At 42.1% G+C, this 316-nt stretch carries 1 protein-coding gene; it reads right to left on the reverse strand.

Going from position 1 to position 316, the window contains the following annotated elements:
• Window positions 1-316: RecQ family zinc-binding domain-containing protein (locus tag HC175_RS22350; protein ID WP_209310210.1), on the reverse strand; the 316-nt coding region annotated here is incomplete at both ends.

Below are 316 nucleotides of genomic sequence, written 5' to 3' on the forward strand. Positions count from 1 at the left end.
GCGCCTTTTTCAACCAAAATTTGAATTACCTTAATTATATGTGCTTCCGGAAAAGACAATTTTTCGGTCATTTCCCTGGAGGAATGTTCCCTTTCTTCCAACAGGCCAACGATTGCAAAGTAGATCTTTTTCATGCCTTCCCGATCCAGTTTGGTAGTAAGAGGTTGACATACAGAACATATTCCGCAGGGTTCTGTGTCCTTTTCTCCGAAATATCGGAGGAGCTGCTCGCTTTTGCAGACCCGGTCATTTTCAACATAAGCCAGCACCTGGTCGATTTTCTCCTTTTTTGACTTTTCCTGAAGTTTAATGTAAG

This window comes from Salinimicrobium oceani (genome assembly GCF_012037645.1).